This window comes from Devosia sp. A449, from assembly GCF_054489375.1.
The window spans coordinates 154,916-179,232 of record NZ_JBTMWU010000001.1; the positions used below are offsets into that span (position 1 = coordinate 154,916).

Annotated in this window: 27 protein-coding genes; 17 read left to right on the forward strand and 10 right to left on the reverse strand. The window is 64.1% G+C overall.

Annotation, left to right across the window (positions count from 1 at the left end; translation table 11 throughout):
* Positions 1 to 49: 49 nt before the first annotated feature.
* Positions 50 to 460 carry a response regulator gene (locus ACX3OW_RS00790; protein ID WP_459093830.1) on the reverse strand — a complete coding sequence of 137 codons (411 nt, stop codon included), beginning with the start codon at positions 458 to 460 and terminating at the stop codon, positions 50 to 52.
* Positions 460 to 1,314 (reverse strand): DUF3426 domain-containing protein, encoded by an 855-nt coding sequence (locus ACX3OW_RS00795; RefSeq protein ID WP_459093831.1) that lies wholly within the window; start codon positions 1,312 to 1,314, stop codon positions 460 to 462. Before ACX3OW_RS00795 ends, ACX3OW_RS00790 begins: the two co-directional genes overlap by 1 nt.
* Positions 1,315 to 1,531: 217 nt before the next feature.
* Here ACX3OW_RS00795 and ftsE point away from each other — a divergent pair, with 217 nt between their 5' ends.
* From ftsE to ACX3OW_RS00830, 7 genes are all read left to right on the forward strand, one after another.
* Complete coding sequence (ftsE, locus tag ACX3OW_RS00800; RefSeq protein ID WP_459093832.1) at positions 1,532 to 2,194, forward strand: cell division ATP-binding protein FtsE; 663 nt, start codon at positions 1,532 to 1,534, stop codon at positions 2,192 to 2,194.
* The gene (locus tag ACX3OW_RS00805; RefSeq protein WP_459093833.1) at positions 2,187 to 3,116 is read left to right on the forward strand and encodes a cell division protein FtsX; all 930 of its coding nucleotides are present in this window, start codon (positions 2,187 to 2,189) and stop codon (positions 3,114 to 3,116) included. The genes ftsE and ACX3OW_RS00805 overlap by 8 nt, the downstream gene beginning before the upstream one ends.
* Before the next feature lie 379 nt (positions 3,117 to 3,495).
* On the forward strand, positions 3,496 to 4,305 hold the full coding sequence (locus tag ACX3OW_RS00810) for a lysophospholipid acyltransferase family protein (protein WP_459093834.1): 810 nt from the start codon (positions 3,496 to 3,498) through the stop codon (positions 4,303 to 4,305).
* A gap of 128 nt (positions 4,306 to 4,433) precedes the next feature.
* A complete protein-coding gene (locus ACX3OW_RS00815; RefSeq protein ID WP_459093835.1) occupies positions 4,434 to 4,778 on the forward strand; it encodes a hypothetical protein in 345 nt (114 codons plus the stop codon).
* Positions 4,779 to 5,117: 339 nt separating this feature from the next.
* Positions 5,118 to 5,297: a 50S ribosomal protein L32 gene (gene rpmF / locus ACX3OW_RS00820; RefSeq protein ID WP_459093836.1), complete on the forward strand. Its 180-nt coding sequence runs from the start codon at positions 5,118 to 5,120 to the stop codon at positions 5,295 to 5,297.
* Positions 5,298 to 5,415: 118 nt separating this feature from the next.
* Positions 5,416 to 6,816: a class II fumarate hydratase gene (gene fumC / locus ACX3OW_RS00825; RefSeq protein WP_459093837.1), complete on the forward strand. Its 1,401-nt coding sequence runs from the start codon at positions 5,416 to 5,418 to the stop codon at positions 6,814 to 6,816.
* 172 nt (positions 6,817 to 6,988) lie between these two features.
* Positions 6,989 to 7,444 (forward strand): hypothetical protein, encoded by a 456-nt coding sequence (locus tag ACX3OW_RS00830; protein WP_459093838.1) that lies wholly within the window; start codon positions 6,989 to 6,991, stop codon positions 7,442 to 7,444.
* 18 nt (positions 7,445 to 7,462) lie between these two features.
* On the opposite strand, the gene ACX3OW_RS00835 is transcribed toward ACX3OW_RS00830, so the two are convergent.
* The 3 genes from ACX3OW_RS00835 to gloB all read right to left on the reverse strand — a co-directional run bounded on the left by ACX3OW_RS00835 (position 7,463) and on the right by gloB (position 9,171).
* Positions 7,463 to 7,714, reverse strand: a complete 252-nt coding sequence (locus ACX3OW_RS00835) for a hypothetical protein (RefSeq protein ID WP_459093839.1) — start codon at positions 7,712 to 7,714, stop codon at positions 7,463 to 7,465.
* 147 nt (positions 7,715 to 7,861) lie between these two features.
* Positions 7,862 to 8,401 carry a GNAT family N-acetyltransferase gene (locus tag ACX3OW_RS00840; RefSeq protein WP_459093840.1) on the reverse strand — a complete coding sequence of 180 codons (540 nt, stop codon included), beginning with the start codon at positions 8,399 to 8,401 and terminating at the stop codon, positions 7,862 to 7,864.
* Positions 8,402 to 8,403: 2 nt separating this feature from the next.
* A complete protein-coding gene (gene gloB, locus ACX3OW_RS00845; RefSeq protein WP_459093841.1) occupies positions 8,404 to 9,171 on the reverse strand; it encodes a hydroxyacylglutathione hydrolase in 768 nt (255 codons plus the stop codon).
* A gap of 105 nt (positions 9,172 to 9,276) precedes the next feature.
* On the opposite strand from gloB, the gene ACX3OW_RS00850 reads away from it, so the two are divergent.
* From ACX3OW_RS00850 to ACX3OW_RS00860, 3 genes are all read left to right on the forward strand, one after another.
* Entirely contained in the window at positions 9,277 to 10,008 is a 732-nt protein-coding gene (locus tag ACX3OW_RS00850) for a class I SAM-dependent methyltransferase (protein ID WP_459093842.1), read from the forward strand.
* A gap of 365 nt (positions 10,009 to 10,373) precedes the next feature.
* Positions 10,374 to 11,468, forward strand: a complete 1,095-nt coding sequence (locus tag ACX3OW_RS00855; RefSeq protein ID WP_459093843.1) for a pyridoxal phosphate-dependent aminotransferase — start codon at positions 10,374 to 10,376, stop codon at positions 11,466 to 11,468.
* Positions 11,465 to 12,436, forward strand: coding sequence for a prephenate/arogenate dehydrogenase family protein (locus ACX3OW_RS00860; protein ID WP_459093844.1), 972 nt, complete (start codon positions 11,465 to 11,467; stop codon positions 12,434 to 12,436). Before ACX3OW_RS00855 ends, ACX3OW_RS00860 begins: the two co-directional genes overlap by 4 nt.
* A gap of 163 nt (positions 12,437 to 12,599) precedes the next feature.
* Here ACX3OW_RS00860 and ACX3OW_RS00865 read toward each other — a convergent pair whose 3' ends face one another.
* On the reverse strand, positions 12,600 to 13,571 hold the full coding sequence (locus tag ACX3OW_RS00865) for a DUF2125 domain-containing protein (protein WP_459093845.1): 972 nt from the start codon (positions 13,569 to 13,571) through the stop codon (positions 12,600 to 12,602).
* A gap of 139 nt (positions 13,572 to 13,710) precedes the next feature.
* On the opposite strand from ACX3OW_RS00865, the gene ACX3OW_RS00870 reads away from it, so the two are divergent.
* Positions 13,711 to 14,253 carry a gamma-glutamylcyclotransferase gene (locus ACX3OW_RS00870; protein ID WP_459093846.1) on the forward strand — a complete coding sequence of 181 codons (543 nt, stop codon included), beginning with the start codon at positions 13,711 to 13,713 and terminating at the stop codon, positions 14,251 to 14,253.
* A gap of 2 nt (positions 14,254 to 14,255) precedes the next feature.
* Here ACX3OW_RS00870 and ACX3OW_RS00875 read toward each other — a convergent pair whose 3' ends face one another.
* Positions 14,256 to 14,963, reverse strand: coding sequence for a transglycosylase domain-containing protein (locus tag ACX3OW_RS00875; protein ID WP_459093847.1), 708 nt, complete (start codon positions 14,961 to 14,963; stop codon positions 14,256 to 14,258).
* Positions 14,964 to 15,051: 88 nt separating this feature from the next.
* On the opposite strand from ACX3OW_RS00875, the gene ACX3OW_RS00880 reads away from it, so the two are divergent.
* The 5 genes from ACX3OW_RS00880 to ACX3OW_RS00900 all read left to right on the forward strand — a co-directional run bounded on the left by ACX3OW_RS00880 (position 15,052) and on the right by ACX3OW_RS00900 (position 18,377).
* Positions 15,052 to 15,954 (forward strand): polyprenyl synthetase family protein, encoded by a 903-nt coding sequence (locus ACX3OW_RS00880; protein ID WP_459093848.1) that lies wholly within the window; start codon positions 15,052 to 15,054, stop codon positions 15,952 to 15,954.
* 4 nt (positions 15,955 to 15,958) lie between these two features.
* A complete protein-coding gene (locus tag ACX3OW_RS00885) occupies positions 15,959 to 16,594 on the forward strand; it encodes an MOSC domain-containing protein (RefSeq protein ID WP_459093849.1) in 636 nt (211 codons plus the stop codon).
* A gap of 10 nt (positions 16,595 to 16,604) precedes the next feature.
* Positions 16,605 to 17,090 carry a YbaK/EbsC family protein gene (locus ACX3OW_RS00890; protein WP_459093850.1) on the forward strand — a complete coding sequence of 162 codons (486 nt, stop codon included), beginning with the start codon at positions 16,605 to 16,607 and terminating at the stop codon, positions 17,088 to 17,090.
* A 110-nt stretch (positions 17,091 to 17,200) separates the two neighbouring features.
* Positions 17,201 to 17,803 (forward strand): glutathione S-transferase family protein, encoded by a 603-nt coding sequence (locus ACX3OW_RS00895; protein ID WP_459093851.1) that lies wholly within the window; start codon positions 17,201 to 17,203, stop codon positions 17,801 to 17,803.
* 145 nt (positions 17,804 to 17,948) lie between these two features.
* Positions 17,949 to 18,377 carry a PACE efflux transporter gene (locus ACX3OW_RS00900; protein WP_459093852.1) on the forward strand — a complete coding sequence of 143 codons (429 nt, stop codon included), beginning with the start codon at positions 17,949 to 17,951 and terminating at the stop codon, positions 18,375 to 18,377.
* A 152-nt stretch (positions 18,378 to 18,529) separates the two neighbouring features.
* Here ACX3OW_RS00900 and ispG read toward each other — a convergent pair whose 3' ends face one another.
* Positions 18,530 to 19,768: a flavodoxin-dependent (E)-4-hydroxy-3-methylbut-2-enyl-diphosphate synthase gene (gene ispG / locus ACX3OW_RS00905; protein WP_459093853.1), complete on the reverse strand. Its 1,239-nt coding sequence runs from the start codon at positions 19,766 to 19,768 to the stop codon at positions 18,530 to 18,532.
* Positions 19,769 to 19,913: 145 nt separating this feature from the next.
* Here ispG and ACX3OW_RS00910 point away from each other — a divergent pair, with 145 nt between their 5' ends.
* Positions 19,914 to 20,216 carry a YkvA family protein gene (locus ACX3OW_RS00910; protein WP_459093854.1) on the forward strand — a complete coding sequence of 101 codons (303 nt, stop codon included), beginning with the start codon at positions 19,914 to 19,916 and terminating at the stop codon, positions 20,214 to 20,216.
* Positions 20,217 to 20,265: 49 nt separating this feature from the next.
* Here ACX3OW_RS00910 and pyc read toward each other — a convergent pair whose 3' ends face one another.
* Together pyc and ACX3OW_RS00920 are read right to left on the reverse strand one after the other, a co-directional pair.
* On the reverse strand, positions 20,266 to 23,706 hold the full coding sequence (gene pyc / locus ACX3OW_RS00915) for a pyruvate carboxylase (RefSeq protein ID WP_459093855.1): 3,441 nt from the start codon (positions 23,704 to 23,706) through the stop codon (positions 20,266 to 20,268).
* Positions 23,707 to 23,812: 106 nt separating this feature from the next.
* Positions 23,813 to 24,229: a protein tyrosine phosphatase family protein gene (locus tag ACX3OW_RS00920; protein WP_459093856.1), complete on the reverse strand. Its 417-nt coding sequence runs from the start codon at positions 24,227 to 24,229 to the stop codon at positions 23,813 to 23,815.
* Positions 24,230 to 24,317 lie beyond the last annotated feature (88 nt).

Here is a 24,317-nt window from a genome sequence, read left to right on the forward strand (position 1 = left end):
TCGGTGACATCGCGGTTGGGACGAGCGCTGTGCTAAGCGGCCGGCGCCCCTACTGCTCCCGCGCCCGCCGAGCCAGTGACAACACTTCCACCGGCTTCCCGACCAGCGCGTCATCGACCTTCTGCAACAATTCCGCCAGCGTGAACGGCTTGGTGATGACGTCATAGATCAGCGCGTCGAGCCCATGCGCCCGCTCGCGCTGATCGGCAAAGCCGGTCATCAGCACGATGATCATCTGGGGATATTTCGCGGCCACATGCAGGGCCAGCGCAATGCCGTCCATGATCGGCATCTTGATATCGGAAAGCAGCAGGTCGAATTGCCCCTCTTCGGCATCAGCCGTCTCGGCGGCCAGCCCGCCATCTTCTTCGGCGACGACCTCATGGCCCTTCATGGTCAGCGCGCTCACCACGAAGGCGCGCACTGACGGATCATCTTCGGCAACCAGAATACGGGCCATCAATGTTGCTCCAGAATAGAAAACTCGGTGGCGGGTTCAGCCCCGCCTATGGTCATTTCCTGCCCGCCGGCAAAGCTTAGCCGCACCCTTGCAGCGTCGCCCGGGGGCAGAGTGAGTTGGGTATCGAAGGTCGAGCGTTCGCCCGCCATCAGGTCGCGCACCGAGGGGGTCACGCTCCATTCGTAAACGCCGCGCCCCTGCGCATCGATCAGCGTCACCACCACCGCCGGCACCATCACCGGCTCGGGCATCAGTCCGACGATCTGCGCCGAAACGATCAGCACATCCTTGCCGTCGCGCAGCGTGCGCAGCGTCGACACATTGGAAAATTCCAGCCCCACCACATTGACGCCCAGCCCGATCGCCTCATAGACGCCGGCCAGCTCCGGAAACCGCTCCACCACCTGCGTCCGGCCGAAATAGCCGACGATCAAGATCGCGCCGAGCAGCAGCACCGCCAACACTCTGACACTGCGCCGCAGCCGCGCCAGCGGCAGCTCGGCCGCCATGGCATTCTGGCGCTGGCTGAACGCCTTTTGCCGTTTGCGCATCAAGGCGGCATCGGCGCTGGTGCTTTGCTGCTGGGTCGCTGCATTGGCCTGTTCCAGCGCCTGCCGCGCCGCCCCATCCGTGGTCGCGGAACGTTCCTCGGCCATCATCACTTCGTCGAGCGCATCCTCGGTGATCGAATCAAACGCCGCTTGCTGCTCCGGCGTCGGCGGGGTTTCCGGTGCCACCGGGCGCTGCTTCCAGGCCTGTCGGCACTGGGCGCACTGCACCTTGCGACCGGCCGAGCCTATGGCCTCATAGGTCACCTGATACTTGGTCTGGCAATGTGGACAGGTAATGATCATCGGGCCAGACAGAACGGAGGAGGCAGTAACGCAGCGCCGACCCTAGCGGCAGGGGGTTAAAACTCCTCAAACCTGTGCGACCCACCGATCAATCCACCACATTTTCGTCCCTTTCATCCCGGCAAGGACAGCGCCTGCACATGCCGCCGCCATGGCTGTTATGATGCGCACAACACCTGATTCGCCCGCATGGCGGACCAAAGGGGAGCCTCTGTTCTTGATCGAGTTTTCCAATGTCGGGCTGCGCTACGGCAATGGTCCGGAGATTCTGCGGGACCTGAGTTTTTCGGTCGAGCCGGGCTCGTTTCATTTTCTCACCGGCCCTTCCGGCGCCGGCAAGACCAGCCTGCTGCGGCTATTGCTGCTGTCGCTGAAGCCGTCGCGCGGCCGCGTCACCATGTTCGGCGAGGATGTCAGCCATCTCAGCCAGGACCGCCTGCTGCAGATGCGCCGCCATATCGGCATCGTGTTTCAGGAATTTCGCCTGCTCGACCATTTGACCACCTTTGAAAATGTGGCCCTGCCGCTGCGCGTGCTGGGCCAGCCCGAAAGCGAATACCGCCCCAATGTCACCGAACTGCTCGAATGGGTGGGGCTGGGCGAGCGCATGAATGCGCTGCCGTCGCTGCTCTCGGGCGGCGAAAAACAGCGCGCCGCCATTGCCCGCGCCGTGATTGCCCGGCCAAAAGTGCTGCTGGCCGACGAGCCCACCGGCAATGTCGATCCCGACCTGTCGAGCCGGCTGGTGCATCTGTTTGCCGAACTCAACCGCACGCTGGGCATGACCATCATTCTGGCGACCCACGAACTGCCGCTGCTGGACCAGTTCAGCTATCCGCGCATGCTGCTCAGCAAGGGCGAGCTGGTGATCCATGATTGAGCGTATCCTGACCGTCCTGCCGAGCCGTCGCGGCGCCGCCCCCATCGTCCCCGAAAAAAGCGTGGCTGGGCGCACCCTGCTGCTGCTGATCACCATTATGGGCTTTTTATCCGCGGTCACTCTGGGCGGGGTGGTGCTGGTGCAGAAATCAGCCATTGCCTGGTCATCCGATGTCGGCCGCGAAGTCACCATCCAGATTCGTCCGGTCTCGGGCGAGGTGATGGAGAGCAATCTGCGCACCGCTGTGTCACTGGCCGAATCCACCCCCGGCATCGCCTCGGCGCGGGCGCTGACCCTGGCCGAAAGCGAGCAATTGCTCGCCCCCTGGCTGGGCGCCGGGCTCGATCTCACCGCCATCGAAATCCCCCGCCTCGTCGTGGTGCAGCTGGCCGATCCGGTCGATGCCGATATCGAAGGGCTGGAGCGCAATCTCGGTGCCATCAAGGGCGCAAGTCTGGACACCCACGCCGCCTGGCGGCAGCAGCTCAACACCATGGCCGGCACCATCGTGCTCTCGGGCCTGCTGGTGCTGATTCTGATCGGCGCCGCCACCGTGCTGGCCATCGTCTTCGCCACCCGTGGCGCCATGGCCACCAACCGCGAAATCGTCGATGTGCTGCATTATATCGGCGCCTCCAACAAATTCATCGCCGGCGAATTCCAGGGACGGTTCCTCTCCATCGGCCTGCAGGGTGGCCTGCTCGGCACCGTGGCCGCCTTGCTGTTCTTCGCCCTGATCGGCACCGCCGCCGGCAATATGCTGTCGAGCGAAGCCGGCGCGCAGGTCGGCGTGCTGTTCGGGCGCTTTGCCCTCGGCATTGACGGCATGATCGGCATCATCGCCGTCGTCCCGGTCATCGCCGCCCTCACCGCCATCACCTCCCGCGTCACCGTCCGCCGCTTCCTGGCCGAGACGTCGTAGGAACAAAGCCAGCCCCACCCCGATGTCACCCCGGCCTTGAGCCGGGGCCCATCCCGAGATCGTGCCCTCTTTCCTTCGATCGGGATGGGTTGTTCACCTTAGGCTGGCCTCGGACATAGCGGTTCCTGCGCCTCCCTCCCCCTTGAGGGGAGGGATTGAGGGTGGGGGTCGTGCAATGGCCCACAATGCCACCCCCTCCCGGCCCTCCCCTCAAGGGGGAGGGAGGCGCAGGAGCCGATAGCGCCACAAGGGGAAACAATGAGCTGGGTGGGCCACACGCACCGAACCGCATTGGGCCACCCCAGCATGGAACGCCCTCGCCAAGCTGGCGTTTGCCCGTTATGACGCTCAAAACGGCCCCACGCCGTAGGAGAGGCTGATGGCTATCGTGCAGGCAGTGCGCTCGGCGCTGTTCTATTTCGTCTTTATCGGCCAGACCGCATTGGTCGCCATCACCATCGGCACCATCGCCATGTTCCGCGGCCGTACCCCGGCCAGCTGGGCCATCGCCAAGTTCTGGTGCCGCTCCAATTTGGCCTATCTGCGCTTTTTTACCGGGGTGAAAACCCAGGTCAGCGGCATGGAAAACATCCCCGAGGGCGGCTGCATCATCGCCGCCAAGCACCAGAGCGACTGGGATGTGTTCTCGATTTTCCCGCACACGGGCAGGCCGGCCTATATCGTCAAAAAAGAACTGATGCAGATTCCCTTCTTCGGTCCGGCGGCGCGCTCGCTCGATTGTATCGAAGTCGATCGCAAGCGCGGCGCCGAAGCCATTCCTCTGATGATGGCGCAGGCCCATGCCGCCATCGCCCGCGGCTGCCGCATCGTCATCTTCCCCGAAGGCACCCGCAAGGCGCCGCTCGCCCCCGCCGACTACCGGCAGGGCATCGTCCGGCTCTATCTCGAGCTCAAGGTGCCGGTGGTGCCGGTGGCGCTGAACTCGGGCCTGTTCTGGGGCCGCAACAGCCTGCTGATCTGGCCGGGCACTGCCGAAGCCAAATTCCTGCCGCCCATCGAAGCCGGCCTCTCGGCCGACGTGTTTCAGGAGCGACTCAAAAAAGCCATCGAGTCCGAATCAGATGCCTTGATTCTCAAGGCTGCTGAACATGGTCTCTCCCGCCCCCTCGATCCCAAGCTGCGCGCCCGCCTCGACGCTCTCAAGCAAGCGGCCGCCGACGCCCCATAACCACTACATATTGACGATTCGGACGAACGCGAACATAGATGTAGCATTCAAGCATGGAGCCGCTTGACGTGCTTGGTGTTTTGTTCTATCTTTGTTCCAATTCGACGATCGCTGTGGGGATGGCGTAAATGGCCAAAACTGTCGAGAGCAATGTCCTGACCCACGGCTTTGGCCGCCACAGCAGCTGGCAAGGCCGCTCCGGGCGCGCCTATGGGCTGATCAGCGAAAACTTCGAACATTTTGTGCTGGGTGAGGACGATCTCTTCCTCATCGCCAAAGGCAGTCATGTGCTCTGGGTCGGCTCGACCACCGAGCTGGTCAATGATCCGATGAGCCGCACCCGCTTCCGGCTGGCGCTGGATTGCGCCGACCGCGCCTTCCGCGTGCTCGCTCCCGGCGCCGCCGCCGAGCGCCTCTCCACTATCTGGGACCTCGAAGGCGCCGAACCCCTCCCCGGCGTGCAGGCGGCCTAGGTCGTTTGGCCCTTTCGTAGGGAGAGCCACCGGCCCCCACCCTCCCCCTTGCGGGGAGGGCCAGCGAGATAGGACTTAGCCCTTCGCTAAGTCCGTAAATCGAGCCGGGTGGGGGGTATCTTTCCGCGAGTCCGGTGCCCGGGAGCCCCCCACCCTTGATCCCTCCCCGCAAGGGGGAGGGTGTCGACTACGAGAGCAACGCAATCCGACACGCAGACTCTTGCAAATCCCCCTAGCCAAGCCTTCCAGCTTGCTCTATAGAGCCGATCAACCCCTTTCAGAGATGAACTCTCTGGGCCGCTTTGGCGGCACAACGATATTGAATTCGGAGTACCGACCATGGCAGTGCCAAAACGCAAGACCTCGCCGATGAAGCGCGGCTTCCGCCGTTCGGCCGACGCCCTCTCCGCCCCGGCCTATGTCGAAGACAAGGATTCGGGCGAGCTGCGCCGTCCGCACCACGTCGACCTGAAGACCGGCATGTATCGCGGTCGTCAGATTCTCGACGCTCGGAAGTAAACCAAAGACGAGGCGCGCCTTGCGTCCGTTTCTGATATGCCGACGGCCGACCCTTCACTGGGTCGGCCGTTTTGCTATGTCTGCCGCCGGAAAGAGCGGCCTAAACCGGAGTTAAGCCATGAGCATGCGCGTTGAGTCGGACACGATGGGCACCATCGAGGTTCCTGCCGATAAATATTACGGCGCGCAAACAGCCCGCAGCCTCGCCAATTTCGACATTGGCGGCGAGAAGATGCCCCGCGAAATCATCACCGCCTTTGGCGTGCTGAAGAAAGCCGCGGCGCTGGCCAACCACAAGCTCGGCCTGCTCGACCAGACCACCCGCGACCTGATCATTGCCGCCGCCGACGAGGTGATTGAAGGCAAGCTGTCCGACCACTTCCCACTCGTCGTCTGGCAGACCGGTTCGGGCACCCAGTCCAACATGAACGTCAACGAGGTCATCTCCAATCGCGGCATCGAAATGGCCGGCGGCGTAATGGGCTCCAAAAAGCCCGTCCACCCCAATGACCACGTCAATATGAGCCAGTCGTCCAACGACACCTATCCGACGGCCATGCATATCGCCGCCGTCGAGGCGATCGAGAATTACCTGATCCCCCGCGTCACCCTGCTGCGTGACACCCTGGCCGCCAAGGCCGAGGAATTCATGGATGTGGTCAAGATCGGCCGCACCCATCTGCAGGACGCCACCCCGGTGACCCTGGGCCAGGAGATCAGCGGCTGGGTCGCCCAGATCGATCATGGCCTCGCCGCCGTCAAGGTCACCCTGCCCCAGCTCAAGGAACTGGCCCTGGGCGGCACCGCCGTCGGCACCGGCCTCAACGCCCACCCCGATTATGCCGTGACCGTCGCCGCCGAGATCGCCAGCCTCACCGGCCATGATTTCATCACCGGCGCCAACAAATTTGCCCTGCTGGCCGGCCACGACGCCTTTGTCGGCACCTCGGGCGGCCTCAAGCAGCTCTCCGCCGCCTTCATGAAAATCGCCAATGACGTGCGCTGGCTCGCATCCGGCCCTCGCTCCGGCCTCGGCGAAATCACCATTCCCGAAAACGAACCCGGCTCCTCGATCATGCCGGGCAAGGTCAATCCGACCCAGTCGGAAGCCATGACCATGGTGGTGACCCAGGTGATGGGCAATGACGCCACCATCGGCTTTGCCGCCAGCCAGGGCAATTTCGAGCTGAACGTGTTCAAGCCCGTCATCGCCTACAACATTCTGCAGTCCATCCGCCTGCTGGCCGACAGCGCCAAGAGCTTCAACGATCACTGCGCCATCGGCATCGAGCCCGACCGCACCCGCATCGCCCAGCTGCTGGAGCAGTCGCTGATGCTGGTCACCGCGCTCAACCGCAGAATTGGCTACGACAACGCCGCCAAGATCGCCAAGACCGCCCACAAGAACGGCACCACTTTGCGCGAAGAAGCCATCGCGCTGGGCCTGCTCACCGGCGAAGAATTCGACGCCGAAGTCAAACCAGAACAAATGGTCGGCCCCCTCAAGCTGAAAAGCTGAGGTACCCACTGGCCGTCACCCTAGGGCTTGACCCGAGGGCTCTACACTTTCGTGCGGCGATGCAAGTTCAGTCCCCTCGGGTCAAGCCCGAGGGTGACACCTTTGGCTTGAAGCCCTTCCCGCCCGCCATCACCTCTGGCATTGTGCGCTCCGCCCCTTTGGAGAGCCCGCCATGACCGAGACCGTTTACATTCCCTCCAATGGCCGCCAGCACCCCACCCGCCCCGGCCGGTTCATCCCGCCGCTGCTGGTGTTCCCGTTCCTGGCCTACAATCTGATCGTCTTCACCATCTTCGCCGGCAATCCGCTCAATTGGGCGGCGGGCATGTTCGCTCTGCCCATGCCGTCAGGCACGCCCTGGCACATCAGCGCAGGCGATTTCCTGCTGGTCGTCGGCATTGCCTGCCTGTTCTTCGAAGTGCTGAAATCAACCCGCAGCAACCGCGCTTCCATCGTCGAGCACATGCTGTCGATGGCGATTTTCGTGGTGATGCTGGTGGAGTTCCTGCTGGTCGGCTCGGCCGCCAGCTCGGTATTTTTCCTGCTGATGGTGATGAGCCTGATCGACGTCGTTGCCGGCTTCACCGTCTCCATCACCAGCGCCCAGCGCGACGTCTCGATGAACTAGGGCGGGGGCGCTCCGCCCCTAAGCCACAATACTCGTGCGATAGCCCGCCGGCAGCCGCTTGACGGCGATCTTGCCCCCAGCGGCATAGGCGCCGATCGCCCCCTCGGCACTGCCCCGCCGCCGCGCCCGCTGCGGCGGCAACACATCCCGCTCGGCCAGCAGCTGGCTGACAAATGCCGCCATCGGCGCATTGCGCAGCAGCGACGGCCTCGGCCGCGCCGCTTCCAGCCGCATCGGCAGTCCCGCCCGGATCGTCTCACTATCGGCCATCTCAGCCTCGCTTTGTCCCAAAGCAGGCCAGCACGTCCCGATATGAGACAAATCATCTGGCCTTATCCCCTATTAGGGGCAAGCGGCGTGCCAGATGCTAATCATTTGTTAACTATAATGCCATCGCGCTGTGCATTGGCCAGCGCGTCACAGGCCCAGCCGCATCACATGGCGGCGCTTTCCTGCCGTGCCGACCGGCGCAAAGCCCAGCCGTTCGAAGGCCGGCACAAAGCCCATGAAGCGATAGCTCGGAGAATCGGGGGCGACCGGATAGGCCTCCAGCACCGCAGCGCCCTGCGCCTTGGCATGCTGTGCTGCCGCCGTGATCAGCGCGGCGCTGAGCCCGGTCTTGCGCTGCGCTTTGGCGACATACATGCAGGTCAACGACCACACCGGTAGATCGTCCTCCGGGCCACCCAGCCCGCGAAAACTCTGTTTCGGCGCCACCGATACCCAGGCCACCGGCACGCCCGCCAGATAGGCCAGCAACCCGACCGGCACGCCCTCGGCGATCCGCCCCAGCATCTGCCGCTGGCGGCTGGCGCTCTTGGTGTCTTTGAGTTCGTCGCTGCTGGCCCGCCAGGTCATGCACCAGCAATATTTCGGCGCACCAGGCGCGCCGAACAGGCTTTGAAAATCGCTGACTGTCTCATCCGTGACCGGTTTGAAAATCAGCGCCGGGGACATCGCTAGAAGCTGTCCTTGCCCTTGCGGATGGCGGCGAACACCTCGGCGGCGCTGGCGCCTTCCAGCCCAAAATGCTTCGCCAGGCCCGGATCGTCGGCGCGTAGGAACGGATTGGCCGCCTTGTCCTGGCCGAGGGGGAACGGGATGGTGGCCTTGCCGGCCTTGCGCAGTGCCTCAACCTCGGCGGCGCGCTGCTGCAACGCCACATTGTCTGGGTCGATCGACAGCGCAAACGCGGCATTGCTGGCGGTATATTCATGGCCGCAATAGACCAGCGTGTCGTCCGGCAACTCGCGCAGCGCCTTGACGCCGTCCCACATCGGCCCGGGCGTGCCTTCAAACATGCGGCCCACGCCGAGCGAGAACAGCGCGTCGGCGGTGAACAGATGCTTGCCGACCTTGTCGTGAAACACGATATGCCCCAGCGTATGGCCCGGCGCGTCAAACACGTCGAACACTGTCTCGCCCAGGCTCACCGTCTCGCCGCCGGCCACCAGCTCATCAAGCCCGTCGATCTTGTCGGCCTCGGCCCGTGGCCCGACCACACGCGCGCCGAATTCGGCCTTCAGCGCCGGAATCGCCTCCACATGGTCGATATGGTGGTGGGTGATGAAAATATCGCTCAGCGTCCAGCCGCGATGCTCCAGCGCGGTCTTGATCGCGGCGGCGTCCGGCGCATCAATCGCCGCCGTGCGGCCGCTGGCGGTGTCGTGAACCAGATAGCCGAAATTGTCGCTCCGGGCGGGGAACACATCGACGATCAGACCCATGGCACTACTCCTTCATAATCAGATTAAGCTGATAGCTAGGCCGCCGAGGGGCACAAAACAACCGCCCCGTTGGACAAGACCGGGCGAAAGCGGCAGAGTTGGGCCATGACTGCCGATGTCACCCGCCTCATCACCTATTATAAATCGCCACTGGGCCGCATTTCGCGCGCCCTGGTGCGCGAACAGGTGACGGGCCTTGCCGGCGATGTGCGCGGCAAGCGCGTGCTCGGGCTGGGCTTTGCCACCCCCTATCTGCGCTTTGCGCTGGAGCCGGCTGAACGCGTGCTGGCCTTCATGCCGGGCCGCCAGGGCGCCTCGGCCTGGCCGCGCGAAGGCCCGTCGCATACGGTGCTGTGCGATCCGCTCGAAATGCCGCTGACCGACGCCGCCATCGACATGACCATTGCCGTCCATGCCCTCGAACACGTCGCCGACGACGAGGAACTGATGCGCGAGCTGTGGCGCATCACCGCGCCCAATGGCCACCTGGTGCTGGTGGTGCCGCGCCGCCGTGGCATCTGGGCGCAGCGCGACAACACCCCCTTCGGCTCGGGCAACCCCTATTCCGGCGGCCAGCTCGACAAGCTGCTGCGCGACCACAGCTTCGTCCCCGAGCTGTGGCGCGACGGCCTGTTCCTGCCGCCGTTCCAATCCTCGCTGGTGCTCAAATCCACCCGCCTGTTCGAACGCGCCGGGCGCCTGTTCGGCCCCGCCATGAGCGGCGTCATCTGCGTCCGCGCCCGCAAGGAAGCCTTCCCCGCCATCGCCCGCCGCAAACGCGAAGAACGCTTCGTCCGCGTCCCCGGCATGAGCACCGCGACAGCTCGACAGAGCTAGCCAGCTCTCCGCCGCCCACCGCCCCCGCAGTCATCCCCCTCACCCCTTGCGGGAGAGGGACCGGATTTCTGCGTCCAGCAGAAATCCAGGGTAGGGGTGGTTTAGCCCCGATCACAGTAGCTCCCGCCCCCTCCGCCGAACCCGCCCCACACCCCCACCCTTGATCCCTCCCCACAAGGGGGAGGGAGACGATGAACACCGGCGCCTCAGCCAGCGCCTCCCTCCCCTCGATGGGGAGGGAACGAGGGTGGGGTGGGGCCAAACCCACCGAGGTCCTTATCCAGGGTGCAAGCGTACTTCCCTTTGCCATCCCCCTTCACTTTGACTATGGTCCGCGCGGTTTTTCCGCCCAAGCGTACCCCATCATGTCCGATCCCATTCGACCCGTTCCGCAGCCCGGCATTCTCGACATTGCGCCCTATCTGCCCGGCAAGGCCGGCGCGGCGGGGAGCCAGGCTGTCAAGCTCAGCGCCAATGAATCCCCACTCGGGGCCAGCCCCAAGGCGGTGGAAGCCTTCCACTCGGTCGGCGATCACCTCGAAATCTATCCCGAGGGCTCCTCGCGCCTGCTGCGCGAAGCGCTCGGTGAGGTGCATGGCATTGACCCGGCGCGCATCGTCTGCGGCAATGGTTCGGACGATCTACTGCATCTATTGGGCCAGACCTATCTCGGCGACGGCGACGACGCGCTGATGAACCGCTATGGTTTTTCGGTCTATCCCATCATCACCCGAGCGACCGGCGCGACCATCACCATGGTCCCCGAGACCAATTACACCGCCGATGTCGATGCGCTGCTGGCGGCGGTCACGCCCCGGACCAAAATCGTCTGGTTGGCCAATCCCAACAATCCCACCGGCACCTATCTCAGCGATGCCGAAGTGCGGCGCCTGCATGCCGGGCTGCGCCCCGATATCCTGCTGGTGATCGACAGCGCCTATGCCGAATATGTCACCGCCGCCGACTACTCGGTCGGGCTCGAGCTGGTCGGCGAGGCCGAAAACGTCGTCATGGTCCGCACCTTCTCCAAGATGGGGCTGGCGGCGGCCCGTATCGGCTGGATGGTCGGACCACCGCATCTCGTTGACGCCATCAACCGCATTCGCGGCCCGTTCAACGTCAATCTGCCGGCCCAGCTGGCCGCTGCGGCGGCAACGCGCGACGTTGAATTTACCGCCCAGCTCAAGACCTATAACGCCAAATGGCGCGACTGGCTGACGGCGGAGCTGCATTCCAACTCCATGTATGTGCTGCCCAGCCAGGCCAATTTCGTCATGGTGCTGTTCCCCGACGACGACCTCGCCGCCAAGGCTTTCGCGGCGCTGTATGAGCGCGGGTTGATCGTCCGCGAAATCGGCCCGTCCTATGGCATTACCAACGGCCTGCGCATTTCCATCGGCCCCGAACAGGCCATGATCGGCGTCGCCGGCATTCTCAACGCATTGGTCAAAATCTCATGAGCGCGCATTTTCGCAAGCTGGCCCTGATCGGTATCGGGCTGATCGGTTCCTCCATCGCCCTGGCGGCGCGCCGGCAGGGTCTGGTGGAGGTCATTTCCATCGCTACCCGCCAGCAGGCGACGCTGGACGAAGCCCGCGAATTGGGGCTGGGCGACATCTATACGCTCGACGCCGCTGAAGCGGTGCGCGGTGCCGATCTGGTCATCATCTGCACCCCGGTCGGCGCCTATGAGAGCGTCATGCGCGCCATCGCCCCGGCGCTGGAGCCCGGCGCCATCCTCTCCGATGTCGGCTCGGTCAAAGGCCATGTGGTCAAGACGCTGGCGCCTTTGGTGCCGGCTGGCGTCAGCCTCATTCCCGGCCACCCCATCGCCGGCACCGAATATTCCGGCCCCTCCGCCGGCTTTGCCGAACTCTTCGCCGGCCGCTGGTGCGTCCTGACCCCAGCCGGCGACGTCGATGCCGCCCAGACCGAAAAGCTGGCCGCCTTCTGGCGCGCCATGGGCAGCCAGGTCGAAGTCATGGAAGCGGGCCACCACGATATGGTGCTGGCCATCACCAGCCATATCCCGCATCTGGTGGCCTACAATATCGTCGGCACCGTCGCCGATCTCGAAGCCGCCACCCAGTCCGAAGTCATCAAATTCTCCGCTTCGGGCTTCCGCGACTTCACCCGCATCGCCGCCTCCGACCCGGTGATGTGGCGCGACGTCTTCCTCACCAATCGCGACGCGGTGCTCGAAATGCTCGGTCGCTTTTCGGAAGACCTCTCGGTGCTGCAACGCGCCGTCCGCACCGGCGACGGCCCGGCGCTCGAAGCCATGTTCACCCGCACCCGCGCCATCCGCCGCTCGATCATTTCGGCCGGCCAGGAAACCGCCACCGCCAATTTCGGCCGCGAACTCGAAACCCCACCAGCCCCGCCAACCCCCTTCATCCGCGAACACGGCGGCGGCGACGACGCTTAGCTCCCTTCTCCCTGAGGGGAGAAGGTGGCCCGAAGGGCCATCTCGATCCCCTCCCCATCGTCACCACCCGGTTTATCCGGGTGGTCCACTCCACACGCTGAGCGAATGGATTGCCGGGACAAGCCCGGCAATGACGAATGAAGGGGAGACCTACTGAGGCGCCCTAAAACAGCGGCGCCAAAGCCGCGATCGGCACCAGACCCGAAAACACCGCGCCGGCGCGGAAGCTGAGCAGATTGCTGTGCGACCCATCGGCCGCCGGCGTGCCCAGCACCAGAGTGCGCCACGGCTCTTCGAGCAGCGGACCGAGCCGTTCAGCGACACCAACCGACTTCACCGAGATCTGACCATCGAGCATGCCCTGCGGATCGAGCCGCAATTCGCCCTGCGCGTCGAGGCTGGCATCGGCGTCGGTGGCGTGGACCGAAACGACTTTAAGAAAACCACCAGAACTTTGCCAGTTTGCTGCCAGCGCTTGCTGGTCCCAAACGCGCACATCATCGGGCAATCCGGTCAGCTCCAGCTGCACTTCGGCCGTGGCATCGCTGAGCGTCAGCCCCGGCCATTGCGCGTTCTGTGCCCGTGCAAAAAGCGCCAGCGCGGCCAGCCCGCGCTCGCCATCATGCTGCTCGGGAATGTCAAACAGATGCGCCTCAACCAGCGGGCTTTGGGCGATCAACGACTCGCCAATGAGGTTGTCGAACCAGGTCACATCCTTGCCCGATACCGAGGCACGGGCGATGCGCCAGTCGCTCAGTCGGACGCTGGCTTCCAGGCTCGACCAGTCTAACCCATTGCGCGTGCCGGTAAAATTGTCGCTCAGCTGCAGCGGCCCCTGTGCCGAAGCCAGCACATGGGTCGGCGCGTAAACGAGAATGCTGGCGCGAATGCCGGGCACCTCTACCGTCACATCGCCGCTGACGATCTGCGCCGCAACGCAATCGGCATCGAAGCGGAATGGGTAGCCGCCGACATGCAGCGTCTCACAAGTGATGCGCGGCGTGGTGATGCCATCGGCGTCGGCGAGCAGCTCGATATTGGTCTTGACGATGCCCGCCAGCACGACCCAGGCCACGCTCCACAGCGCCACCACGGCCAACACGACACTGCCAAGAATAATGATTCGTTTCTTCATGGCGAAACTCTTACCTAAAGCGGCTTGCCTGCGCACCCCGTTCACCGGCGGTAAATCCCCGCTGCCTTAGGATCGCCCGGCTTCTATTGCAATTCAGCGTGCGGGCAGGCTTGCCCGGCTTTCTGTTCAGGTTATGGCGATGCAAACCACGGCGACGCATTGGGTTTTCGGCTACGGCTCACTGATCTGGAACCCCGGTTTCCCTCACCTTTCCGCCCAGCAGGGCCTGCTCCGGGGCGCCCATCGCAGCCTCTCCATCGTCTCCCACCACCATCGCGGCACCGAGGAACATCCGGGCCTGGTGTTCGGGCTGGCCCGCGGCGGCTCCTGCCGCGGCATGGTGTTCGAAGTCGCCGATACCGACTGGCAGGCCGTCCGCGATTATTTGCAGGCGCGTGAACAGGTTACTTCGGTTTATCGCGACGCCATGCGCCCGGTGCATCTGGCCGACGGCCGCAGCGTCAGCGCCCTAGCCTTCCTCGTCGACGAGCGACACGAGCAGTTTGCCGGCCATCTCAGCCTCGACCAGCAACTCGCCATGGTCCGCGTCGCCGTCGGCCTGTCGGGCCGCAATGTCGACTACGTCCTCAACACCGCCAGCCACTTACGCGAATTGGGCATTCGCGACCGCCAGCTCATGGCGCTGGCCGATTTGCTACGCGACGAGCCAGCGGCGGCGTGACGCTATAGCGCCAGCTGCCCATTCTCGCCGACACAAGCAGCGCGCTCGCCAAATTGCAGCGCCCGCCCCTCGATGATCCGGGCAATGCGCTGCATCCCCGCTGATGGACGCGCCGGCTGCCGCAGCAGTGGATTGGGCAGCGCCGTCACCAGCAGCGTCGCGGTGCGCCAGTTGAGGTTTTGTGGTTCAATACCAAAGGCATAGTGGGCGCCCGCCGCCACGCCAAACTGCCCCTCCGGCCCCCATTCGGCGATATTGAGGTAGATCTCCATGATCCGCTTTTTCGGCATGATCAGGTCGATATAGAACGCCAACGGCACCTCCAGCGCCTTGCGCACGACGCTTTGGCCATTCCACAAAAACAGGTTCCGCGCCACCTGCATGGTGATGGTCGACGCCCCCCGCGCCTCCTCCCCCGCCATGAATTTCTGCACTTCGTCGCGCAGCGCCCCCATATCGACGCCGCCATGCCGGCAGAACTGGCCGTCTTCGGACAAGATAACCGACGCCTTGAGCCGGTCGGAAATGTCAGCGATATCGCGCCACTGCCGATCCACCGGACGGCCCGTGACATAGCGCTCCAGCATCGGCACCGAGATCGGATCGACCACCAGGTAGAGCGGCGTGAGCAGGGCCGGAATGGCCACGGCAATCGCCAATGCGATGCCGAGCCAGCGCAAGATGCCCTTGAGTGTGCTGCGTCGTGCCATGGGCACCCCTTAGCCGAGCAAACAAGGAGTTTCCAGTGCCACTTCCTCCCGGCTTGCAGCGGCGCGGCTGACCGGCTAGCAACGAGTCATGTATGATTTCGCTGCCGATATCGCCGATTGCGCTGCTGCTGTGGAAACCGCGCTGGAGCGCCAGCTTGTTGTTGCGCGCCTGTCAGGCCCCGGCCCGGCCGACGAGCGGCTGATTGCAGCCATGCGCCATGGCAGCCTTGAGGGTGGCAAACGGCTGCGGCCGCTGCTGGTGCGGCAGGCCGCCGCCATTTTCAACGCGGCCCCAGTCGGCGCGCTGACCGCCGGTCTCGCGGTGGAAATGATCCACTGTTATTCGCTGATCCATGACGATCTGCCGGCGATGGATGACGACGATCTGCGTCGCGGCCGCCCCACGGTGCACAAGGCCTATGACGACGCTACCGCCATCCTGGCCGGCGATGCCCTGCTCACCCACGCCTTTGGCATGCTGGTCGATCCGGCCTGCCATCCCGATCCGGCCGTGCGCCTGGCGCTGGTGGCCGAACTGGTTGCCGGCTCCGGCGCCGGCGGCATGGTGGGCGGGCAGATGCGTGATATCGCGGGCGAGCGCGGCGGCTTTTCCGGCAATGAAATTTCCACCATGCAGGCGATGAAGACCGGCGCGCTGATCCGCGCCAGCGTCCGCATGGGGGCCATTCTGGGCGGTGCCGAGCCGCGGGCCCTGTCGGTTCTCACCGCCTATGCCGAGGCCGCCGGCCGCGCTTTCCAGCTGGCCGACGACATTCTCGACGTCACCGCCACCCCTGAAGCCATGGGCAAGGCCACCGGCAAGGATGCCGCCAAGGGCAAGCAGACTTTGGTTGGCCAATTGGGCCTCGACGGCGCCCGCGCCCGGCTCGACCAGATCGTCAATGAGGCGGTCCTCTCGCTGCGCACCTTTGGTCCCAAGGCCGATGGGCTGCGCGCCACGGCCCGCTATTTTGCCAGCCGGGAGCATTGAGCAAGTGGCCACGCTGCTCAGCGTCAATCGCGGCAAGGCCGAACCGATCCCCGCCAAATCCGCGCTGACCGGCATCTTCAAGCGCCCGGTCGACGGGCCGGTCGAGATCGACGCGCAAGGCCTCGTGGATGACGCCATTGTCGACCGTCGCCACCATGGCGGCGTTGATCAGGCCATCTATGCCTATTTCGCCGATGACTATTTCTGGTGGGCCGGTGAGCTGGGACAGACCATGGAGCCCGGCCTATTTGGCGAGAACCTCACCATTTCCGGCGTCGAAGGTCGCAACGTCGCGGTCGGCGACCGCTTCGCCATCCATGATGTAGTGCTCGAAGTCACCTCGCACCGCACGCCCTGCACGGTGTTTTCCGCCCGCATGGGCGACAAGTTCTGGGCCAAGCGCTTCCATCGCGCCGGCCGCCCCGGCGCCTATTGCCGGGTCATTACGCCGGGCACGGTGGCCAGCGGCATGGACGTCGCCTATCATCCCTATGCCGGGGAACGCATCAGCGTCGCCGCATTGATGGCGCTGGATGGGGTGCGCGAGATCGATCCCGATTTCATGCGCCGCGCCCTCACCACGCCGGTGCATCATTTGATGCGCGCCGATTACGAAAACCGCCTCGCCCGCCTGTTCTGAAAGCGTCAAGATGAGCCTCCAATCCGTTCAAGCCGACCTCGCCGCCCGCGCCCCCGACCTCATCGTCGAAGTCACCACCGCCTCCACCGCCACGGTGCAACTGGCCGCCGCGGTGCATGGCGTCGAACCCGGCCAGATCGCCAAGACGCTGTGCATCCGCGTCAAGGACGAGGAATTCCTGCTGGTGACGCGTGGCGACGCTCGCCTCGACAACGTCAAATCCAAGGCCGCCTTTGGCGGCCGTCCGCGCATGCTCGGCGCCGAGGATGTATTGCGCCTGACCAGCCACGAAGTCGGCGGCGTCTGCCCCTTCGGCCTGCCGGCGCCGCTGCCGATCTACCTGGATAGCTCGCTCAAGGTTTACGCCGAGGTGATCCCCGCCGGCGGCGACACCCATGCTTCGGTGCGGCTGAGCGTCGAGCGGCTGGCTGAATTGTGTGGTGGCCAATGGGTCGATGCCTGCGTGCCGCCGCTCGAAGTCGAAGCCTCGGTCTGACCGCAGGACATATTGCCGCGATCACGATAGCTTCACTGGTGCGCGCCGCACCGCCACCCTAGCTAAGCTGCACAGCCGCTTGGCTGGATGGATGACGAGTTAGGTTCCTGATGAAACTGTTTTATGCCCCCGGCGCGTGTTCGCTGGCCTCCCACATTGTACTCAACGAGCTGGGCCGGCCCTTTGCCATTGAGGCTGTCGATCTGCGGACGAAAAAGACCGCGTCCGACGCCGACTATTTTGCCATCAATCCGCGCGGCGCCGTACCGGCCCTCCAGGTCGCTGAAGGTCAGGTGCTGACCCAGGGTCCGGCGATCCTGCAATATCTGGGCGACAGCTCGGACATTGCCGCCTTCAAGCCCGCCGCCGGCACGCTGGAGCGCGCCCGCCTGCAGGAAGCGCTGGGCTTTATCGGCGATTTGCACAAGGCATCCGGCGGGTTGTTCAAGCCCAATATGAGCGACGAAGAGCGCGCCATTGTGCTGGCCGAAATCACCCGCCGGCTGAAGCAGTTCGAGGCGATGCTGCCAGAAGCCGGCCCCTATCTGCTGGGTGACTATACCCAGGCCGACGCCTACGCCTTCACCGTCATCAACTGGAGCCGCAGCACCATCGATCTGGCCACCGCCTTCCCCAAGATCGCAGCGCTGATGGCTGCCGTTGGCGCCCGCCCGGCCACTCAGGCCGCGCTCAAGGCCGAAGGCCTGATCTAGGCTACCTGCCCGCAAGGCATAGGGGCTTTGCGCCCCTTTGCCTTGCCCCGGCGCGCGGAAGGCCCTATATCGCCACTGCGAGGACGGCCTCCCCCTATTTTGGGACCTGCATTCGGGACGACCCGACACTCAAGGGAATGTTTCAATGCGGACCACCGCCGACCGTATCCGCCACGCTGTCAGCTTCGAAGTCATCGGCATTGCGCTGGCCACACCACTTGCCGCGCTAGCCTTCCACCTGCCCGGCGGCGATTCCGCCGTGGTGGTGGTGTTCGGCGCCACCATCGCCATGCTGTGGAACTATGTCTTCAATCTCGGCTTCGACCATCTGATGGTGCGCTGGCGCGGCAATACCGCCAAAACCGTCCCCATCCGCGTCGGTCATGCCATGCTGTTCGAGCTCGGCCTGCTGATCTTCATGCTGCCGGCCATCGCCTGGTATTTGCAGATCTCGCTGTGGGATGCGCTGCTGATGGATATCGCGCTGGCCGCGTTCTACATGGCCTACGCCTTCGTGTTCAATTGGGCCTATGACCGGGTGTTCCCGCTGGCCGAATGGCAGACCCAGGCCTGATCATAAAAAAGGGGCGCTAGCGCCCCTTTTGCATTTCTAAGCCAGATTTCCGGTCAGCCCGAGTCCCAACAGCATAAGCAGCATGGCGCCCAGCCAGAGCCAGCGGCGGGGCACCGAAGCGAAGGGCGCGAAGAGCTGGCGGAAGAAATCACTCATTCCGCTGCCTCCCGGCCAGCGCCGAATTTGCGCTCGATATAATCGGCCACCATCACTTTGAACTGATCGGCCACATCGGCCCCGCGCAGCGTCGCCACCTTCTGGCCATCGACAAACACCGGCGCCGCCGGGGTTTCGCCAGTGCCGGGCAGCGAGATGCCGATATTGGCATGCTTGCTCTCGCCCGGGCCATTGACGATGCAACCCATCACCGCCACCGACAGACCTTCCACCCCCGGATAGCGCTCTTTCCACACCGGCATCGAGCTCGAGAGATGATCCTGAATCTCCTTGGCCAGCGACTGGAAGGTGGTGGAGGTGGTACGGCCACAGCCGGGGCACGCCGCCACCACCGGCACGAACTGCCGGAAGCCCATGGTCTGCAGCAGCTCCTGCGCCACCTTGACCTCGGTGGTGCGATCGCCGCCCGGTTCGGGGGTCAGCGAAATGCGGATGGTGTCGCCGACGCCCTGCTGCAGCAAAATGCCCAGTGCCGCCGACGAGGCGACAATGCCCTTGGACCCCATGCCAGCCTCGGTCAGCCCCAGATGCAGCGCATAATCGCAGCGCGAAGCGAGATCCTGATACACCGCGATCAGATGCTGGACGTCGGATACCTTGGTCGAGAGGATGATCTTGTCGCGGCCCATGCCCAGCTCTTCGGCGCGCTGCGCGCTCAACAGCGCTGACTGGATAATTGCTTCGCGCTGCACGGCTGAGGCCGAAATCGGCGTCTGCGACACCGCGTTTTCGTCCATCAGCTTGGTGAGCAGCTCTTCATCGAGCGAGCCCCAGTTCACCCCGATACGCACCGGCTTGTTGTACCGGTTGGCAATCTCGATCAGCGTCGAAAACTGCGTGTCGCGCTTGGCCTTGAAGCCGACATTGCCCGGATTGATGCGGTATTTGGCCAGCGCCTCGGCGCAGGCCGGGTGGTCGGTCAGCAGCTTGTGGCCGATATAGTGAAAATCGCCGACCAGCGGCACGTCATAGCCCATGACGGCCAGCCGATCGCGGATGATCGGCACCGCAGCGGCGCTCTCATCGCGGTCGACGGTGATGCGGACGATCTCCGAACCGGCGCGCGCCAGCTGCATCACCTGTTTGACCGTCGCATCGATATCGGCAGTATCGGTATTGGTCATCGACTGCACGACCACGGGCGCGCCGCCGCCGACCATCACGCCGCCAACATCCACACCCACCGATTGCCTGCGCATTGCCGGGCCAGCCATAAGACACCTCTAAAGTTCTGCAGCAGAAATAGGCCGGGCGGCCCGCCGACGCAATGTTTCTAGGTGATGCCAACCGACGCAGGCGGACCCAAAAATGTGATCGGCCCGCTCTTGATCCCCGGCGGACCCATCCCATTTATCAATCATGTTCAGCACCCTCCTCCCCCGCATCGTCCTTTTCCGCAAAGAAGCCCTTCTGCTTTGGAAGGCGTTACTGGCGCGTGAAACCCCGCTTTACCTCAAGGCCGCGACGCTGTTTGCCGCGTTCTACCTGATCAATCCGTTCGACATCATTCCCGATGTCCTGCCCTTCATTGGCTGGGTCGATGATCTGATCCTGATCCCGTTGATGGTGAGCTGGATCGTCAGCCGCCTGCCGGTGCCGGTGCGTGCCGACCCGCGCGAGCGCAACGGCCAGACCATTGATGGTCAGGCGCGCCGGGTCTAGGCGAACACTCCCCCAATAAAAAAGGCCCGGATCACTCCGGGCCTTTTTTCTATTCGAAGCGGACCAGCAGGTCCTTGGCGTCAATCTGGTCGCCGGGCTTGATCAGCAATTCGGCGATCACCCCATCGGCTTCGGCGTGGATGGCGGTTTCCATCTTCATCGCTTCAATCGAACACAGCACATCGCCGGCACTGACTGTCTGACCCTGTTTGACGTTGAGCGCCGAGATCACGCCCGGCATCGGCGCGCCAACCTGCTTGGGATCGCCCAAGGCGGCCTTGGCCCGCACTTTGACGGCGCCGGCGGTCAGCCGGTCGGGCACGGTGATGGTGCGCGGCTGACCATTGAGGTCGAAGAACACCCGCACTTCGCCCTTGTCGTTGGTTTCGGCGCGGCTGAGATATTGCAGCACCAGCGTTTTGCCCTTTTCCAGATCGACCAGCAGTTCCTGGCCTTCCACGAGGCCATAGAAATACACCGGCGTCGGCAGCACCTCGGTGGGGCCGTAGCGATCCTGAGTCTTTTCAAAATCGGAAAAAACTTTGGGGTACATCAGGTAAGAGGCGAGGCGGAAATCATCGATCGGATGGCCGACTTCGTCCTCGATCTTCTTGCGCTCGGCTTCGAGGTCGACATCCTTGAGATAGGAGCCCGGCCGTTCAGTCAGCGGGGCCTTGCCCTTGAGCACCTTCTTTTGCAGCGCCTCGGGGAAGCCGCCCGGCGGCTGGCCCAGATCGCCAGCGAAGAAGCCGACCACGGAATCCGGAAAGGCGATATCGCGCTTGGGGTCTTCCACATCGGCGCGAGTCAGTCCGGCCGAAACCATGGCCAGTGCCATGTCGCCGACCACCTTGGAGCTCGGCGTCACCTTGACGATATCGCCGAACATCTGGTTGACGTCGGCATAGGTCTGGGCGACTTCGTGCCAGCGGGTTTCCAGACCCAGCGAACGCGCCTGTTCCTTGAGATTGGTGAACTGGCCACCCGGCATTTCGTGCAGATAGACTTCCGAAGCGCCGCCCTTGAGATCGCTCTCAAAGGCGCGATACTGCGTGCGCACCGCTTCCCAATAGAAGGAAATCTGGCGGATCGCCTTGGCGTCGAGTCCGGGATCGCGCTCGCCGTCCCGCAGCGCCGCCACGATGGAGCCAAGGGTCGGCTGGCTGGTGGTACCGCTCAGCGCATCCATCGCCGCATCGACCGCATGGACGCCGGCATCGACTGCCGCCAGCACGGTAGCGGAGGCCGCCCCCGAGGTGTCGTGGGTGTGCAGGTGGATCGGCAGGTCGGTTTCGTTGCGCAACGTTTCGATCAGCTTGCGCGCCGCAGCGGGCTTCAGCAGCCCGGCCATATCCTTGAGACCCAAAATATGCGCGCCGGCCTGTTCCAGCTCCTTGGCCAGCCCGACGTAATATTTGAGGTCATATTTGGCGCGGTCGGGATCGAGCACATCGCCGGTGTAGCAGATCACGCCTTCGGCCACCTTGCCGGCATCGAGCACCGCATCGAGCGAGACCCGCATATTCTCGACCCAGTTGAGGCAATCGAAAACGCGGAAGATATCGACGCCACCCTTGGCCGCCTGGGCGACGAAGAACTTGACGACATTATCGGCATAGTTGGTGTAGCCGACGCCATTGGAGCCGCGCAGCAGCATCTGCGTGAGAATATTGGGCGCGCCTTCGCGCACCTTGGCCAGCCGCTCCCACGGGTCTTCATTGAGGAAGCGCATCGCCACGTCAAACGTCGCCCCGCCCCAGCATTCAAGGCTGAACAAATTCGGCAAGCCGCGCGAATAGGCCTCGGCAATGCGGGTGATATCGAAGCTGCGCATGCGGGTAGCGAGCAAGCTCTGATGCGCATCGCGCATGGTGGTGTCGGTGAACAACACCCGCTTCTGGCTTTTCATCCAGTCGGCCAGGCCCTTCGGCCCGTCACGGTCCAGAATCTGCCGGCTGCCCTCGATGGCCGCCAAAGGCGGGAATTCAGGCACCACCGGCGCTGCCGCAGCGGCGGGCGGCCGGGGCCGGTCGCGCACTTCGGGATGGCCGTTGACGGTGACGTCGGCAATGTAGCTCAACAGCTTGGTCGCGCGATCCTTGCGCGGGGTGAAGTTGAACAGCTCGGGCGTCGTGTCGATGAAGCGCGTGGTGTAGCGGTTCTCGACAAAATCGGGGTGGGTGATGATGTTTTCGAGAAACGCCAGATTGGTCGAGACGCCACGGATGCGGAACTCACGCAAGGCGCGGTGCATGCGGGCAATCGCCTCTTCAGCGGTCGGGGCCCAGCAGGTGACCTTTTCCAGCAGCGGATCATAGAACCGGGTGATGATGGCGCCGGAATAGGCGGTGCCACCATCGAGCCGCACGCCAAAGCCGGTGGCGCCACGATAGGCGGTGATGCGGCCATAATCGGGAATGAAGTTCTGCTCGGGGTCTTCGGTGGTCACCCGGCACTGGATGGCATTGCCGTTGAGGCGGATGTCCTGCTGCAGCGGCACGCCGGATTCGGGGGTGCCGATCACCGCGCCGTCGAGCAGATGGATCTGCGCCTTGACGATGTCGATGCCGGTCACTTCCTCGGTGACGGTATGCTCCACCTGGATGCGCGGATTGACTTCGATGAAGTAGAATTTGTCGGTGTCGGCATCCATCAGGAATTCAACAGTGCCGGCGCCGCGATAATTGGCGGCATTGCCCAGCCGCACCGCGGCGTCGGTCAGTTCCTTGCGCACGGCATCGGAGAGATATGGCGCGGGGGCCCGCTCCACCACCTTCTGATTGCGACGCTGCACCGAGCAGTCGCGTTCATAAAGATGCACCAGATTGCCATGCGCGTCGCCGATCAGCTGCACTTCGACGTGGCGGGCGCGCTCGACCAGCTTTTCGAGATACATCTCGTCCTTGCCGAACGCCGCCTTGGCCTCGCGCTTGCCTTCGCTGACTTCCGACAGCAGCGAGGCTTCATCCATGATGCGGCGCATGCCGCGCCCGCCGCCGCCCCAGCTGGCCTTAAGCATCAGCGGATAGCCGACCTCGGCTGCGAGCCGCTTGATTTCAGCAGGATCATCCGGCAGCGCGCCGGTCGCCGGCACCACCGGCACATCAGACGCGATGGCCATGTTGCGGGCCGCAACCTTATTGCCGAGGTCGCGCATGGTCTGGGCGCGTGGGCCGATAAAGATCAGGCCGGCTTCCTCACAGGCATCAACGAATTCGGGGCTTTCTGCCAAGAGGCCATAGCCGGGATGGATGGCGTCGGCGCCCGACAGGCGCGCGATGCGGATATATTCCTCGATCTGCAGATAGGCTTCGACCGGGCCGAGGCCCTTGCCGATCAGATAGGCCTCATCCGCCTTGAAGCGGTGCAGCGCCAGCTTGTCCTCTTCGGCAAACACGGCCACCGTTTTGAGCCCCAGCTCGTTGGCGGCGCGGAACACGCGGATGGCAATTTCGCTGCGATTGGCGACGAGGATTTTCTTGATAGGCATGGATAACCGTTCCGAGCTGGAGGGGTTGGGGACCCGTAAGGGTCCGGCTCAGGTCGTCAACGGCGGTCGTGACGGTTGCCCGTTCAACCGCCGAAACAGATTAAGTCTAATTGCGGCCGAGGTGGCCGGCGAGGTGACTCATGTCGTAGCCGGCCTCAGCCGCCTGCGAAATGATCTCATCCGCCGCTACGTCTCCGGCCTGGCTCAGCGCCCACAAGGTGGTGGAACGCGTCCCCGAACGGCAGAAACAGAAGACCGGACCAGCGCTCCCCTCGAGCACTGATTTGGTCTGCTCGACCATGCCGGGGGAAACCCCTTCACGGCCCAGCGGAATAGCATAGTAGGCCAGACCCGCCGCCTTGGCAGCAGCCTCGATGACGGCGCCGTCCGGCTGGTCGGGCGATTCGCCATCGGGGCGGTTGTTGACGATGGCCACGAAACCGGCGGCTTTGAGCGCGGCGACATCCTCAGGCTGAATCTGCCCCGAGACGGTGACGTGATCGTTGATCCGTTTCAAATCCAAAGTCGCTACTCCCGCTGCCACACTCGGCTTCACGGCGCCCTTATATCTGCGCCATTGCGCCGGACGCAACTACGACGGAAGGATAGCT

Excerpts from the sequence above, each read along its gene's own strand:
- ACX3OW_RS00790 (WP_459093830.1), bottom strand. The coding sequence starts at position 460 with ATGGCCCGTATTCTGGTTGCCGAAGATGATCCGTCAGTGCGCGCCTTC.
- ACX3OW_RS00795 (WP_459093831.1), bottom strand. The coding sequence starts at position 1,314 with ATGATCATTACCTGTCCACATTGCCAGACCAAGTATCAGGTGACCTAT.
- ACX3OW_RS00805 (WP_459093833.1), top strand. The coding sequence starts at position 2,187 with ATGATTGAGCGTATCCTGACCGTCCTGCCGAGCCGTCGCGGCGCCGCC.
- ACX3OW_RS00810 (WP_459093834.1), top strand. The coding sequence starts at position 3,496 with ATGGCTATCGTGCAGGCAGTGCGCTCGGCGCTGTTCTATTTCGTCTTT.
- ACX3OW_RS00815 (WP_459093835.1), top strand. The coding sequence starts at position 4,434 with ATGGCCAAAACTGTCGAGAGCAATGTCCTGACCCACGGCTTTGGCCGC.
- rpmF (WP_459093836.1), top strand. The coding sequence starts at position 5,118 with ATGGCAGTGCCAAAACGCAAGACCTCGCCGATGAAGCGCGGCTTCCGC.
- fumC (WP_459093837.1), top strand. The coding sequence starts at position 5,416 with ATGAGCATGCGCGTTGAGTCGGACACGATGGGCACCATCGAGGTTCCT.
- ACX3OW_RS00830 (WP_459093838.1), top strand. The coding sequence starts at position 6,989 with ATGACCGAGACCGTTTACATTCCCTCCAATGGCCGCCAGCACCCCACC.
- ACX3OW_RS00835 (WP_459093839.1), bottom strand. The coding sequence starts at position 7,714 with ATGGCCGATAGTGAGACGATCCGGGCGGGACTGCCGATGCGGCTGGAA.
- ACX3OW_RS00840 (WP_459093840.1), bottom strand. The coding sequence starts at position 8,401 with ATGTCCCCGGCGCTGATTTTCAAACCGGTCACGGATGAGACAGTCAGC.
- gloB (WP_459093841.1), bottom strand. The coding sequence starts at position 9,171 with ATGGGTCTGATCGTCGATGTGTTCCCCGCCCGGAGCGACAATTTCGGC.
- ACX3OW_RS00850 (WP_459093842.1), top strand. The coding sequence starts at position 9,277 with ATGACTGCCGATGTCACCCGCCTCATCACCTATTATAAATCGCCACTG.
- ACX3OW_RS00855 (WP_459093843.1), top strand. The coding sequence starts at position 10,374 with ATGTCCGATCCCATTCGACCCGTTCCGCAGCCCGGCATTCTCGACATT.
- ACX3OW_RS00860 (WP_459093844.1), top strand. The coding sequence starts at position 11,465 with ATGAGCGCGCATTTTCGCAAGCTGGCCCTGATCGGTATCGGGCTGATC.
- ACX3OW_RS00865 (WP_459093845.1), bottom strand. The coding sequence starts at position 13,571 with ATGAAGAAACGAATCATTATTCTTGGCAGTGTCGTGTTGGCCGTGGTG.
- ACX3OW_RS00870 (WP_459093846.1), top strand. The coding sequence starts at position 13,711 with ATGCAAACCACGGCGACGCATTGGGTTTTCGGCTACGGCTCACTGATC.
- ACX3OW_RS00875 (WP_459093847.1), bottom strand. The coding sequence starts at position 14,963 with ATGGCACGACGCAGCACACTCAAGGGCATCTTGCGCTGGCTCGGCATC.
- ACX3OW_RS00880 (WP_459093848.1), top strand. The coding sequence starts at position 15,052 with ATGTATGATTTCGCTGCCGATATCGCCGATTGCGCTGCTGCTGTGGAA.
- ACX3OW_RS00890 (WP_459093850.1), top strand. The coding sequence starts at position 16,605 with ATGAGCCTCCAATCCGTTCAAGCCGACCTCGCCGCCCGCGCCCCCGAC.
- ACX3OW_RS00895 (WP_459093851.1), top strand. The coding sequence starts at position 17,201 with ATGAAACTGTTTTATGCCCCCGGCGCGTGTTCGCTGGCCTCCCACATT.
- ACX3OW_RS00900 (WP_459093852.1), top strand. The coding sequence starts at position 17,949 with ATGCGGACCACCGCCGACCGTATCCGCCACGCTGTCAGCTTCGAAGTC.
- ispG (WP_459093853.1), bottom strand. The coding sequence starts at position 19,768 with ATGGCTGGCCCGGCAATGCGCAGGCAATCGGTGGGTGTGGATGTTGGC.
- ACX3OW_RS00910 (WP_459093854.1), top strand. The coding sequence starts at position 19,914 with ATGTTCAGCACCCTCCTCCCCCGCATCGTCCTTTTCCGCAAAGAAGCC.
- pyc (WP_459093855.1), bottom strand. The coding sequence starts at position 23,706 with ATGCCTATCAAGAAAATCCTCGTCGCCAATCGCAGCGAAATTGCCATC.